The 13,320-nt window shown below is 70.7% G+C and carries 14 protein-coding genes; 1 reads left to right on the top strand and 13 read right to left on the bottom strand.

All coding sequences use genetic code 11. The features are described from left to right. Positions 1-178: 178 nt before the first annotated feature. The 8 genes from Sm713_RS21020 to Sm713_RS20985 all read right to left on the bottom strand — a co-directional run bounded on the left by Sm713_RS21020 (position 179) and on the right by Sm713_RS20985 (position 7,372). On the bottom strand, positions 179-394 hold the full coding sequence (locus tag Sm713_RS21020; RefSeq protein WP_212911110.1) for a hypothetical protein: 216 nt from the start codon (positions 392-394) through the stop codon (positions 179-181). 8 nt (positions 395-402) lie between these two features. Beyond that, positions 403-633, bottom strand: a complete 231-nt coding sequence (locus Sm713_RS21015) for a hypothetical protein (protein ID WP_212912163.1) — start codon at positions 631-633, stop codon at positions 403-405. 188 nt (positions 634-821) lie between these two features. Further along, on the bottom strand, positions 822-1,997 hold the full coding sequence (locus tag Sm713_RS21010) for a YafY family protein (RefSeq protein ID WP_212911109.1): 1,176 nt from the start codon (positions 1,995-1,997) through the stop codon (positions 822-824). A 17-nt stretch (positions 1,998-2,014) separates the two neighbouring features. Beyond that, the gene (locus Sm713_RS21005; RefSeq protein ID WP_212911108.1) at positions 2,015-3,007 is read right to left on the bottom strand and encodes a YafY family protein; all 993 of its coding nucleotides are present in this window, start codon (positions 3,005-3,007) and stop codon (positions 2,015-2,017) included. A gap of 169 nt (positions 3,008-3,176) precedes the next feature. After that, positions 3,177-3,551, bottom strand: a complete 375-nt coding sequence (locus tag Sm713_RS21000) for an FKBP-type peptidyl-prolyl cis-trans isomerase (protein ID WP_212911107.1) — start codon at positions 3,549-3,551, stop codon at positions 3,177-3,179. Positions 3,552-3,608: 57 nt separating this feature from the next. Continuing rightward, positions 3,609-4,607, bottom strand: coding sequence for an FKBP-type peptidyl-prolyl cis-trans isomerase (locus tag Sm713_RS20995; protein ID WP_212911106.1), 999 nt, complete (start codon positions 4,605-4,607; stop codon positions 3,609-3,611). A gap of 137 nt (positions 4,608-4,744) precedes the next feature. Further along, positions 4,745-6,106, bottom strand: a complete 1,362-nt coding sequence (pafA, locus tag Sm713_RS20990) for a Pup--protein ligase (protein WP_212911105.1) — start codon at positions 6,104-6,106, stop codon at positions 4,745-4,747. A gap of 9 nt (positions 6,107-6,115) precedes the next feature. Further along, entirely contained in the window at positions 6,116-7,372 is a 1,257-nt protein-coding gene (locus Sm713_RS20985; RefSeq protein ID WP_212911104.1) for an MFS transporter, read from the bottom strand. 230 nt (positions 7,373-7,602) lie between these two features. Between Sm713_RS20985 and Sm713_RS20980 the strand changes: the two genes are divergently transcribed. Next, positions 7,603-8,760, top strand: coding sequence for a LacI family DNA-binding transcriptional regulator (locus Sm713_RS20980; protein WP_212911103.1), 1,158 nt, complete (start codon positions 7,603-7,605; stop codon positions 8,758-8,760). A 154-nt stretch (positions 8,761-8,914) separates the two neighbouring features. Here Sm713_RS20980 and prcA read toward each other — a convergent pair whose 3' ends face one another. The 5 genes from prcA to dop form a co-directional block, all read right to left on the bottom strand. Next, entirely contained in the window at positions 8,915-9,751 is an 837-nt protein-coding gene (gene prcA, locus Sm713_RS20975) for a proteasome subunit alpha (protein ID WP_212911102.1), read from the bottom strand. 70 nt (positions 9,752-9,821) lie between these two features. After that, positions 9,822-10,667: a proteasome subunit beta gene (prcB, locus tag Sm713_RS20970; protein ID WP_212911101.1), complete on the bottom strand. Its 846-nt coding sequence runs from the start codon at positions 10,665-10,667 to the stop codon at positions 9,822-9,824. Further along, on the bottom strand, positions 10,619-11,167 hold the full coding sequence (locus Sm713_RS20965) for an endonuclease VII domain-containing protein (protein ID WP_249416414.1): 549 nt from the start codon (positions 11,165-11,167) through the stop codon (positions 10,619-10,621). The genes prcB and Sm713_RS20965 overlap by 49 nt, the downstream gene beginning before the upstream one ends. A gap of 47 nt (positions 11,168-11,214) precedes the next feature. After that, entirely contained in the window at positions 11,215-11,433 is a 219-nt protein-coding gene (locus tag Sm713_RS20960) for a ubiquitin-like protein Pup (RefSeq protein WP_212911099.1), read from the bottom strand. 204 nt (positions 11,434-11,637) lie between these two features. Beyond that, on the bottom strand, positions 11,638-13,149 hold the full coding sequence (gene dop / locus Sm713_RS20955) for a depupylase/deamidase Dop (RefSeq protein ID WP_374196015.1): 1,512 nt from the start codon (positions 13,147-13,149) through the stop codon (positions 11,638-11,640). Positions 13,150-13,320: the final 171 nt, after the last annotated feature.

Below are 13,320 nucleotides of genomic sequence, written 5' to 3'. Positions count from 1 at the left end.
CTGTCAAGGATCGTAACCCTCTGGGGTAAACGTGAAGCAAGCCCCGAGCGTACTCCCGGCGCGGCCCGCGCCTCGTCTTCGGGCCACGGGGAGCAGAGTACCTGCCTGGCCTGTGACTTCGACAGGCCGTTGCCGGCCTCATGCCCCTACCACGGCCCTGACCTGGGCCGCTACAAGGTCAGCGGGTTCTCCCGGCGGCCCCGGAGGCGGCCGCCGCGGCTTCCGCGGCCTCCACTGCCTTCTCCAGGTCGCCGGCCGCTCGCCCGATGCGCTGCGCGGCGCGTGTCACCTCCCGGCCGAGCCGCTCGGCCGCCAGGAAGACCCGCACCGCGAGGACGCCGAGCACGGCCAGGCCGAGGAAGCCGGCGGCCACGGCGAGCATCGCCCAGAACATCCGGCCTCCTACGAGCCGCGCGGTGTGTGCAGCCGCAGGGTGCGCACACCGCCGCCGGTGAGCAGTTCGACGATGCGGTCACCGGCGGGCTTGCGCACCGCGGTGCCGCACTCGGGGCAGGTGAACGAGTAGAACGTGGTCTTGGGGGTGGCGCCGACGGCCAGCCGCAGGGCCTCGGCGTCGAGTTGGAAGCGTGCCCGGCATTCGGGACAGGCGGCCTTGAACAGCACCTCGCCCACGGCCGCGAGGCCGGGGTCGTCGTCACCCGGCCGGGGGGCGTCCTCGCCGGGCCGGGGGTCATCCTCGCCGGGCTTGCGGGCTTCCTCGCCGGGCCGGGGGTCGTCCTCGCCGGGCTGGGGGGCTTCCCCGCCGGACTGAAGACCGTCGTGCCCGGGGCCGCCTTCGGTGCCGGACATGGCCGACGTGCTCAAAGCTTCTGCTCCTGCCTGTCGTGGGGGGACGTACGGGGACCGGGGGCGCCCGGTGCGGCCGGCGCCGGGTCGGGGGGCGCCGCGGCGCTCTCCCGCGCCGCCTCCGGAACGAGTGCCGCGGTCTTGGACGCCCCAGGACCGCCTGTCGCCGCCGGGTCGCCCGCCGGGTCGTCGTAGGCGGCGAGGGCCGCTGTCGCCGCCTGCTGGGCGCTCTCGGCGAGCTCACGCGGCGCGACGATCCGGCCGTCGCGGCCGAGCCGCAGGGCGAGCCTGCGCAGCGAGGCCGGGTCGGGGGTGCGCAGCGTGATCCGCAGGCCGCCCTCGGGCAGTTCCTCGGCGCTGTCGTGGGGGTAGTACTCGGCGACCCAGCGGCCGCCGGGGCCGACCTCGACGACCACCTCGGGGTCCTCGGCGGCGGGCTGCACCAGGCCCTCGGAGAGGTCGCGCAGCTCGACCTCGGGCGGCTCGGAGGGCTCGTCGAGGACCTTGATCTCCGCGACCCGGTCGAGCCGGAAGGTGCGGCGCGCCTCCGAGCGGCGGCACCAGGCCTCCACGTAGGTGTGCCCGACGCTCACCAGCCGTATCGGGTCGATCTCACGCTCGGTGACCTCGTCGCGTGCCGGGGAGTAGTAGCGGATCCAGAGCCTGCGGCGCTCGGAGATGGCGCGGTCGACGTCGGCGAAGACGCCGCCCTCGGACTCGAAGGTGACCGAGACCCGGGCGCTGGCGCCCGCCGCCTCCCCGGCGGCCGTCTCCAGCTTGGCGGTGGCCCGCAGCAGGGCCCGCCGGTCGCCCTCCCGGAGTCCCGGGAGGGTGGCGACGGCGCGTGCGGCGACCAGCAGGGCGGTGGCCTCGTCGGCGGCGAGGCGCAGCGGTTCGGCGGCCTCGGCGGCCAGCGCTCCGGGGTTGCGCCACCAGATGCGGTCACCGTCGGTGTCGATGTCGAGCAGGTCGCCGCCGCGGAAGCTGGTGCCGCACATGGGCAGGACGTCGAGGTCGGCGATCAGCTCGTCCTCGGTGATGCCGAAGGCGCGGGCCACGTCGCTGACGCGGGCGCCCGGACGCTCGCGGAGGTAGGTCACCAGGGAGAGCATCCGGCGGGTCTGGTCGATGGCGTTCTGCGGCCGGGCGGCGCGCGCCGGCCTGCCGTGGCGCGCGGATGTGGCGTCCATGGTCCCTGCTCTCCCCCTCAGCCCTTGGCCACGGCGCGTAGCCGGTCCACCACGTCGGCCCGCAGCTCGGCGGGGTCGAGCACGACCACGTCGGGGCCGAACTCGACCAGCCATGCCTCCAGGCCGTGCCCGTACGGAATCTCCAACTCGTCCCACCCGCCTCCGAGTTCCCGCACCGAGTCGGCCTTGGCGCGCAGCGGGTAGCCGGCGCCGGCGCGGAGCCTGATGCGGGCCCGGCGCTCGGCGCCCTCGCCGGCCCACGCGGCGACGGTCTCACGGACGGTGACGACGTCGGGCACGTCGACGGTGAACGATCCGCCGCGGCTCCTGACCCGGCCGGTGATCCTGGAGAGCCGGAAGACCCGCTCGGCGCTGCGCTCGCGGTCCCATCCGGCGAGGTACCAGTGGCCGCGCCAGCACTCCAGCGCCCAGGGCTCCACGACCCGCTGCTCGGGGTGGACGGCGGTGGCCTTGCGGTAGTCGAAGGTGACGGCCCTGCGGTCCCTGCACGCCAGCATCAGCGGCTCGAACGCGGCCTCGCGGGCGGGGATGCGGGGCTCCAGGGCTGAGTGGGTCTCGTACGGGTCGACGTCCTCCGGCAGGCCGGCGGCGCGCAGCTTCTGCAGGGCGCCGCTGGCCGCTCCCGCGAGCCGGGCCTGCTGCCACACCTTGGCGGCGAGGCCGAGGGCGGCGGCCTCCTCGGCGTCCAGGGAGATGGGCGGCAGGCGGTTGCTGTCGCGGCGGGCGAGGTAGCCGACCTCGCCGTCGATGTTCTCCACGGTGTCGATGACCAGCCCGAGTTCGCGCAGGTCCTCCTTGTCCCGCTCGAACATGCGGTTGAAGGAGTCGTCGGAACCGGAGCCGCCCGCCGCCGACGTGCCCCGGGACGCCGCCGCGGCTTCCACGTAGGCCTCGATGGAGTCACGCAGTTCGCGCTTGCTGAGGGGGCGCCGGGTGCCGAGCAGGCACAGCGCCAGGTTCATCAGCCGCTCGGCCTTGGCAATCGCCATCGCCGCCCCAACGTCCTCTCATCAGTCCTTCCGCCCGCCCGACGGTACCGCTGATGGACGGCACGGCAAAAGCGAGGACCCATGCCCGGGGGCATGGGTCCCGCGCGCGCCGGGGGCGGTCCGCCCCCGGGCGCGTCCCGGTCCTCTCACGAGGGGCCGGTCGGGGTGGTCAGACGGCCACCAGGTCGCAGACGAAGATCAGCGTCTCGCCGGGGGCGATCCTGCCGCCGCCCGCGCCACGCTCGCCGTAGGCAAGGTGGGACGGGATGGTGAGCTGGCGCCGGCCGCCCACCTTCATGCCCTGCACTCCCTGGTCCCATCCGGCGATCACCTGGCCGACGCCGAGCTGGAACTGGAGCGGCGTACCGCGGTTCCAGCTGGCGTCGAACTCCTCGCCGGTCGAGAAGGACACGCCCACATAGTGGACGGAAACGGTGTCGCCCGCCTTGGCGACCGGGCCGTCCCCCTCCCAGATGTCCTTGATCTCCAGGTCCGCCGGGGGCTCTCCGCCGGGGAAGTCGACCTCGGGCTTCTCGATGTTCACGTCACGCGCTCCTGCTCAGTACGGTTGGGCAACCCGGCCAGTCTCGCATCCGCGCCCTCACATCGCGTCGAGGATGTCCACCACGAAGACGAGGGTCGAGTTCGCCGGCAGGTCCGCGCCCTGGGCCTGGTTCTTGTAGGCCAGCTCCGGCGGGATCACGAGCAGCACCCGGCTGCCGACCTTCTTGCCGACCAGGCCCTTGTCCCAGCCCTCGATGACCTGCTTCTGGCCGATCACCGTCGAGAACGGCGTGCCCACGTTGTACGAGGAGTCGAAGAGCTTGGCCTGGGCCTTGCCCTCGTTCGGCTTCCACGCGGCACCGCTGTACTGCATGTACACCGTCTGGCCGCTCTTGACCTCGGGCCCCTTGCCCTGGATCAGCACCTGGTCGACGAGGTCGTTCGGCGGGTTCTTCTTCGGCACGGAGATCACGGCGGGCTCGGGCTTGTCGGCCTTGATCTGCGGCAGGTTGGACGGGATCGGGGCCTGCTTGCCCTGCGCCGTCCTCGGGATGATCTTGTCGATGTCCAGGACCAGCACGAGGGTGTCGGTGCCCTTCACGCCCAGCTGCTGGTTGCCCTTCTGGCCGAAGCCGGCGTCGGGCGGGGCGACGACCAGCACCCGGCCGCCGACCTTCTGGCCCATCACGGCCTGCGAGAAGGCAGCGATGATGGTCTTCTTCCCGGCCGGGATGACCTGCGGCGCGGCGCCCTGGTCGTAGGAGCTGCCCAGGTCCTTGCCGCCCTGCCACACCTTGACGGTGTAGTGCGAGACGACCAGGTCGTCCGCCTTCACCACCGGGCCGTCGCCGTCCTTGAGGGAGTGCACGACGAACTTCCCGCTCGGGGACCCCTTGGGGATGGTGATACCGGCCTTCTTGCCCTTGTCGCCGCTGACCTTCGGCATGGGCGCGGCGGTCTCCACCGGCTTGAGGTTCGCCGCCTGCGCTGACTGGCTCGGGGAGGGGGACGCCTGTTTCTTGCCCGAGTCGCCACCTCCACAGGCGGTCAGTGCCAGGGCCGGCACGATGAGCAAGGCGGCAAGTCGGCGTCGCACGTCGGTGTCCTCGAAGCTAGTGGGGGTGTTCCCGGCCCGCCACACTCTACGTCCGCACCCCCACCGCCTGAAGTGCGGCATGCACAAGGGCCCCGCGGGCGACGCCCGCGGGGCCCTTTAGGTCGATGTGAGGGTGATCACATTCCTGCGATGAGCTTCTCCACCCGGTCGTCCACGCTGCGGAACGGGTCCTTGCACAGGACCGTCCGCTGCGCCTGGTCGTTGAGCTTCAGGTGCACCCAGTCGACCGTGAAGTCGCGGCGCTGCTCCTGGGCGCGCCGGATGAAGTCACCCCGCAGCCGCGCGCGGGTCGTCTGCGGCGGCACGGACTTGCCCTCGAAGATCTTGAGGTCGTTGCAGACACGGGCCGCCTGGCCGTTCCGCTCCAGCAGGTAGTACAGGCCACGACGCCGGTGGATGTCGTGGTACGCGAGGTCTATCTGCGCGACCCGCGGGTGCGACATGGTCATGTTGTTCTTGGCGCGGTACCGCTCGATGAGCTTGTACTTCATCACCCAGTCGATCTCGGTGCCGATGCGGTCGAGGTCCTCCTCCTCGATCGCCTCCAGCGCCCGGCCCCACAGCTCAAGCACCTGCTCGACGATGCCCTTGCGGATGCCGCGGCGGTCGCAGAAGTCCACCGCCTTCTCGAAGTACTCCCGCTGCACCTCCAGCGCCGACGCCTCCCGGCCGCTCGCCAGGCGCACCTTGCGACGGCCCGTGGTGTCGTGGCTGACCTCGCGGATCGCCCGGATCGGGTTCTCCAGCGTGAGGTCCCGCATGACCGTGCCGGCCTCGATCATCCGCAGCACCAGGTCGGTCGCGCCGACCTTCAGCAGCATCGTCGTCTCCGACATGTTCGAGTCGCCGACGATCACATGCAGCCGGCGGTAACGCTCCGCGTCCGCGTGCGGCTCGTCGCGGGTGTTGATGATCGGCCTGGAGCGGGTGGTGGCCGAACTGACACCCTCCCAGATGTGCTCAGCGCGCTGGCTCACGCAGTACACGGCCCCGCGCGGGGTCTGCAGCACCTTGCCCGCCCCGCACAGCAGCTGCCGGGTGACGAGGAACGGGATCAGGATGTCCGCGAGCCGCGAGAACTCGCCGTGGCGCGCCACCAGATAGTTCTCGTGGCAGCCGTAGGAGTTGCCCGCGGAGTCGGTGTTGTTCTTGAAAAGGTAGACGTCGCCCGCGATGCCCTCCTCATGCAGGCGGCGCTCGGCGTCGACGAGGAGGCCTTCGAGAATGCGCTCGCCCGCCTTGTCGTGCGTGACCAGCTCCGTGACGCTGTCACACTCCGGGGTGGCGTACTCCGGGTGCGAGCCCACGTCGAGGTACAGACGGGCGCCGTTCCGCAGGAAGACATTGCTGCTGCGGCCCCATGACACAACTCGGCGGAAGAGGTACCGCGCCACCTCGTCGGGAGACAGGCGGCGCTGTCCCCGGAACGTACACGTGACGCCGTACTCGTTCTCCAGCCCGAAAATGCGGCGGTCCATGACTGAACATTACGCCCGACCGCCCTCACTGAAACCGGCTTCGGGGACACCATTCCGATCATTTTCCGTCGCGACCTCGACCTCCGCCGCACGTCCGGTAGCTGCGAGGACCTGCCGAGTGGCCAGCAGGACGAGGAACGCCACCGCCCCCGCACACCCCGGCACCGCAAACCCCCGGACGGTCCCACCCCACTCCACCACCGGACCCGCCACGGCCGAACCCGCCGCCGAACCCACCGTGAACGTCGTCACGAGCCACGAGAACGCCTCCGTCACCGTCCCCACCGGAGCATGCCGGTCCACCACCACGAACGCACACGCGATCGCAGGCGCCAGGAACACCCCCGCCAGCACCGCCAGCCCCGTCATCGCCACCGGCCCCGGCACCAGCAGCAGCGGCAGATAGCCCAGCGTCAGCAGCCCCACCAGCACCGAAAGACGCCGCTCCGGCGCGCCCGCCCACGGCCGCGCCCCGTACGCCGCACCACCGATCAGCGCACCCAGCCCCAGCGCCGCCATCAACCAGCCGTACACCGCATCACCGCCGTGCGTGTCCGCATACGACACGGCGACCACCGCGATCGACCCCAGCGCCATCCCCACGAACAGGAACGCGCCCAGCAGCGCCAGCAGCCCCGGCGCCCGCAGCGCCCCCAGCCAGTGCGGCACCCGCTGCGCCGACCGCCACGCGCGCGACGGCCCCGACACCACCACCGACACCACACCGAGCACACCCACGGCGTTGATCAGCAGCAGAGCCGCCCGCGCCGACCACACCGCCACGCACAGGCTCACCAGCAGCGGCCCCACGGTGAACATCACCTCCTGGGCCACCGCGTCCATCGCGTACGCCGTCTGCACGCGCTCCGCCCGCAGGATGCTCGGCCACAGCGCCCGCAGCCCGCCCTCCAGCGGAGGCACGCTGAGGCCCGCCACCGCCATCGCCCCATAGGCGACAGCCGGAACGCCCGTACCCACCACCGCGAACGCCGCCGTGGCCAGCGCCGAGAGCAGCACCGCGGGCAGCTGCACCCAGGGCTGCCCCCACAGGTCCACCAGCCGCCCCAGCACTGGCTGCCCGACCGCGTTCGCCACCCCGTACACCGCCGCCAGCGCACCCGCCAGGCTGTACGAGCCGCCCTCCGCCCGCACGAACAGCAGCACCGCGAGCGGCGCCACCGCGTTCGGCAGCCGGCCCACCAGCGTGCCCGCCAGCAACCTCAGCGCGTGCCGCGCCCGAAGGATCTCCCCATACCCGGCCGCCATGCCCGCCGCCCACCTCTCCGCACGACCCACGGCGGCCCAGACCGCCCGTCCCCGGCACACCCGCGCCCACCCCCGGCGGGATACCCAGCGAGGGCAGGCGCGTACGTTTTACGTATAACTTCGCGAGGTCATACGTACCATGTCCGCGGACCACGGTCCACCGCGATCACCGCCCGCACCGCACCGGAAACCGGCGCAGGCCCGCGAGACACGCGACAGAAAGGCCACCGGTGACCACCGCAGAGCACGGCCGGGAGCACCCCCGCACCCGTCCCGCCCAGCCCACCGGCCACGACGAGGCCGGCCCCCGCGGCCGGGACACGGCACGCCCCACCAGCCGCGACGTCGCAAGCGCCGCCGGCGTCTCCCAGGCCGCCGTCTCCCTGGTACTCAGCGGCAAGTGGCAGGGCAGGGTCTCGGCAACCACCGCGGAACGCGTCCGCACCGCCGCCCGCGACCTCGGCTACCGGCCCAACCTCGCCGCACGCAACCTACGGCTCGGCAGCACCCGCACCGCCCTCCTCGTCGTCCCCGCCCTCACCAGCGAGTTCTTCGCACACGTCCACACCGGCGCCGCCCGCATCGCACGCCGCCACGGCTTCGGCATCGTCCTCTACCCCACCCCCGAAGGAACCGGACCCGCCAGCACCACCACCCAACCAGGCACCGACACCGCGGGGATGCCACAGCAGCCCCCGCCCGTCACCGACCCCTTCGCCTCCGCGCCCGCCGCACTCGACGGCGTCATCGCCTCCTCCATGGCCGCCCACACCCTCAGCGCCATCCGCGGCGACCGCCTCCCCCTCGTCATGCTCGACAGCGAACCCACCGCCGACCCCACGACCACCACCGTGAACCCCGACATCGCCGACGGCATGCGCCAGGTGACACACCATCTCCTCGCCCTCGGCCACCGCCGCTTCCTGCACCTGGCCGCCGCCGTCGACTCCTGGACCTTCCGCACCCGCGCCCACGCCCTCCAGGAAGCCCTGCACGGCACCGGAGGCGACCTCCGCCGGGTCCACGCGCCCCTCGGCACCGACGAGGCCCGCGCCGCCGCCCACGCCGCTCTCACCGCATCCGGGGCACCACGACCCACCGCACTCGTCTGCGACGACGACACCATGGCCGCCGGCGCCTGCAAAGCCGCCCGCCGCCTCGGCCTGCGCATCCCCCAGGACCTCTCCGTCACCGGCTTCGACGACCTCACCCTGGCCACCGCCATCGAACCCGAACTGACGACCGTACGGCTGCCCGCCGAAGCCGTCGGCGAGCACGGCATGTCCGCCCTCCTCGCCCTCCTCGACGGCGAGCCACCCGCCCCCGGCACCCTCCCCTGCCACCTCGTCGTCCGCGCCTCCAGCGGACCCCCACCGGCCGGCGGCTGAAACCACCCCACACCCACCGGCCGACCTCACCGGCCAACCCCCGAGGCCGCCTCACACCCACCGGACACACCTGTGCCCGGCCGCCCACCGGCGACCGGGCACACACCAGAACCCCACAGAGCGGCACGCCCCAGAACAGGGGCGCCCGCGAGGATCACTCGTCCGCGGACTCCGAACCCGAGCCGCCCTTCTTCTCCTCCGACGCCTCCGAGCCGCCGGAAGAACCCTCCGAAGAGCCCTCAGAGGAAGCCGAGTCGCCGCCCTCGTCACCAGACGGCTCCCCCGACCCCCCGTCCGCCTCCAGGAGCCGCGCCAGCTGCCGGCCCACGATCCGCTTGAACTTCCGCTGCTGCGGCCGCGTACGGTCCAGCACGGCAACCTCCAGCCGCTCCGCCGGAATCTCCCGCTCACTGCCGTTCGTGTCCCGCGACAACGCCTGCACGGCCAGCTTCAGCGCCTCCGCCAACGTCATCCCATCCCGATGACGCTGATCCAGATAACCGCTGATCTGCTCCGCATTGCCGCCGACCGCCACCGAACCGTGCTCATCCACGATCGAGCCGTCATGCGGAAGCCGGTAGATCTGATCGCCCTCAGGGGTCTCCCCCACCTCCGCGACCACCAGCTCCACCTCGTACGGCTTCTCCGCCGCACTCGAGAAGATCGTGCCCAGCGTCTGCGCGTACACGTTCGCCAGACCGCGAGCCGTCACATCGTCACGGTCGTACGTGTAACCCCGCAGATCCGCGTAGCGCACACCACCGATACGGAGGTTCTCGTACTCGTTGTACTTACCCGCCGCCGCGAACCCGATCCGGTCGTAGATCTCGCTGAACTTGTGCAGCGCGCGCGACGGGTTCTCACCGACGAACACGATGCCGTCGGCATACTGCAGGACGACCAGGCTGCGGCCCCGGGCAATGCCCTTGCGCGCGTACTCCGCCCGGTCGGCCATGGCCTGCTGGGGTGAGACATAGAACGGCGTCGACACCGGCTGCCCGTCCCTTTCTGTCAGAGGTTAAGTTCTCAACGGGGGCTTGCGCTGACCTGCGACAACCCGATCAGAGCAGCGAAGCCCGCGGGCCGTCCGGCTGCTCCAGCCGCTGGTCGACCACCGTGCGCACGATCTCGGACGACTCCGCGTCCGCCAGCCTCCGGTAGCCGTCCGCGTCGATCACCGAGATCAGCGGATAGATCCGCCGCGCCACGTCCGGACCACCCGTCGCCGAGTCCTCGTCGGCAGCGTCGTACAGCGCCTGCACGGCGAGCATCGTCGCCTGCTCCTCGGTCAGGTCGTCGCGGTACAGCTTCTTCATCGACCCGCGCGCATAGACCGAACCCGAGCCCGTCCCGGCGTAGCCGTGCTCCTCCGAGCGGCCACCCGTCACGTCATAGGTGAAGATCCGGCCCTTCTCGCGGTCCACGTCCCAGCCCGCGAAGACCGGCACCACCGCAAGGCCCTGCATCGCCATCGACATGTTCGACCTGATCATCGTCGAGAGGCGGTTGGCCTTGCCCTCCAGGGACAGCGTGGTCCCCTCCACCTTCTCGAAGTGCTCCAGCTCCAGCTGGAACAGCTTCACCATCTCCACGCCCAGGCCCGCGACGCCCGCCATGGCCACCGCGGAGTACTCGTCCGCAGGGAAGACCTTCTCGACATCGCGCTGGGCGATCACATTGCCCATCGTCGCCCGCCGGTCGCCGGCGAGCACCACACCACCCGAATAGATGATGCCCACGATCGTGGTGCCGTGCGGCACCTCGATCGCACCCTGCACCGGCGGCAGGTCGCGGTTCGCCGGCAGCATCCCGGGCTGGTGCGACGACAGGAAGTCCATGAAGGACGATGACCCGGGAGTCAGGAAGGCAGCAGGTAGACGCCCGGTGCCACGAGTGTTGGCTTCCACACGATTCCTTCCACATACGCGGCTGCACGCCTCATGGCATCCGGCCGATCCTTGAACTGCCCCAGGGCTGCGTTGCAGCTGAAGCACAGTACGCCACGGACCCTACCCGTCTCGTGGTCGTGATCCACATGCTCGGCGGGAGCGGCCAGACAGATGACACAGATCCCACGCTGCTGCTCCAGCAACGTTTCCAACTCGGTCTGCGTCAAACCGTATTTCCTGCGGTAGTAGCTGTCGCGATTACGCTGCGCACGACATTCACGGCAGTAGCTCGCCCAGCCGTCGGGCGAACTGCGGTTGCGCTCCCAGTCGGCGTACGGCTTGATCTCTGCACACTGCGGGCACCGCTTGTGGCCCTCAGGCACGGGCACCTTGACGCGCACGGTCTTGCCCTTGGCCTCCTGACGCTGCCGGTAGTACTCGGCCGAGCAACCACGGCGGTACGCCTGGAGGCCGTCGCGCATGGCTTTGTTGCTGGCGAACGCGGTGCGAGGAAGCATCTCCTTGCACCGCGAACACCTCCTAGATCCCCCGTTCATGGATGTGACTACTGTCCACCCTTCTGAACAAAGGACCTCACGAAATCCTCTGCGTTGTCCTCTAGGACGTCATCGATCTCGTCCAGCACGGAGTCGACATCATCGCTCAGCTTCTCCTGGCGTTCCTTGAGGTCGTCCGACCCCTGCGCGTCCTGTGACTGCTCCTCCGCCTCGTCGGTGGAGCGCGTCGCCTTCTGCTGTCCGCCGCCGGTGTCCTTGGTTGCCATGACCCTCACCCCGCTCGGTTCGAGACTTCGACATGTCGACCGTAACCAGTCGTACAAGATCAGACCCTACAAGCAGGGTCCGACATCGGCCCTGCCGTTGTTGCAACGTCCGGGAACCACCTCGATGATTCCCTGACGACAGGTTTTTCAGCCCTGGGGCCCGTGGTGGGCCTCTGATGGGCGGTCCCGCCAGGTCCGGGCCCCTCAGCCGCCCGAGAGAACCCTGACCAGGTCTTCGGCCGTGCGGCAGCGGTCCAGGAGCTCCTTTACGTGATTACGCGTTCCGCGAAGGGGCTCCAGGGTGGGTACCCGTTGGAGCGAGTCCCGACCGGGCAGGTCGAAGATCACGGAGTCCCAGGAGGCGGCGGCCACGTCGTCGGCGTACTGGTCGAGGCAGCGGCCGCGGAAGTAGGCCCTGGTGTCCTCGGGGGGCTGCGTGCGGGCGCGGGTGACCTCGTTCTCGTCGAGGAGGCGGCGCATCTTGCCGCGGGCCTCCAGCCGGTTGTAGAGGCCCTTGTCGGAGCGGACGTCGGCGTACTGGAGGTCGACGAGGTGCAGGCGCGCTGCGTCCCAGTCGAGGCTGTCGCGGCGCCGGTAGCCCTCCATGAGTTCTCGTTTGGCGACCCAGTCGAGTTCTCCGGCGAGGCTCATGGGGTCGCGCTCCAGACGGGTGAGGACGTCCTCCCAGCGGGTGAGGACGTCCTTGGTCTGGTCGTCCGCGTCGCCGCCGTAGCGCTCTTCGACGTATTTGCGTGCGAGCTCGTAGTACTCCATCTGCAGCTGGACCGCGGTGAGCGAGCGGCCGTTGCGGAGGGTGACGAGGTGCTTGAGGGAGGCGTCGTGGGAGACGTCGTGGAGGGTGCGGACGGGCTGGTCGACGGCGAGGTCGACGGCGATGAAGCCGTCCTCGATCATGGAGAGGACGAGTGCGGTGGTGCCGAGTTTCAGGTAGGTGGAGATCTCGGAGAGGTTGGCGTCGCCGATGATGACGTGGAGTCGGCGGTATTTCTCGGCGTCGGCGTGCGGCTCGTCGCGGGTGTTGATGATGGGCCGCTTGAGGGTGGTTTCCAGGCCGACTTCGACTTCGAAGTAGTCGGCGCGCTGGCTGAGCTGGAAGCCGTGCTCGTGGCCGTCCTGGCCGATGCCGACGCGGCCGGCGCCGGTGACGACCTGACGGGAGACGAAGAAGGGCGTGAGGTGGCGCACGATGTCGGAGAAGGGGGTCTCCCGCTTCATCAGGTAGTTCTCGTGCGTGCCGTAGGAGGCGCCCTTGTTGTCGGTGTTGTTCTTGTAGAGGTGGATGGGCTGGGCGCCGGGGAGCTGGCTGGCTCGCTCGGCGGCCTCGGCCATGATGCGCTCGCCGGCCTTGTCCCAGAGGACGGCGTCGCGGGGGTTGGTGACCTCGGGGGCGCTGTATTCGGGGTGTGCGTGGTCGACGTAGAGCCTGGCGCCGTTGGTGAGGATGACGTTGGCGAGGCCGATGTCCTCGTCGGTGAGCTGGCTGGCGTCGGCGGACTCGCGGGCGAGGTCGAAGCCCCGTGCGTCGCGCAGGGGGTTCTCCTCCTCGAAGTCCCAGCGGGCTCGGCGGGCCCGCTGCATCGCCGCGGCATAGGCGTTGACGATCTGGGATGAGGTGAGCATGGCATTGGCATTGGGGTGACCGGGGACGGAGATGCCGTACTCCGTCTCGATGCCCATTACTCGCCGTACGGTCATGCGGCCCTCCTTGCCAGGCAGCGGCCCCGGGCGGGGGCGGCGCTCTTGTACCGCGGGTGGCGCGGGTGTGCGGTGTGCTTCCCCGCACTGCGCGACTCGGCGGTACGAAAGAGCCTAGAACGCCTTTGCGCTGGTGGGGAGATCATTTCGGTCATTGGTCGGTTCGGATGA

The organism is Streptomyces sp. TS71-3, assembly GCF_018327685.1.
Lineage (GTDB): Bacteria > Actinomycetota > Actinomycetes > Streptomycetales > Streptomycetaceae > Streptomyces.
This window is presented reverse-complemented; position numbering and strand designations above follow the sequence as displayed.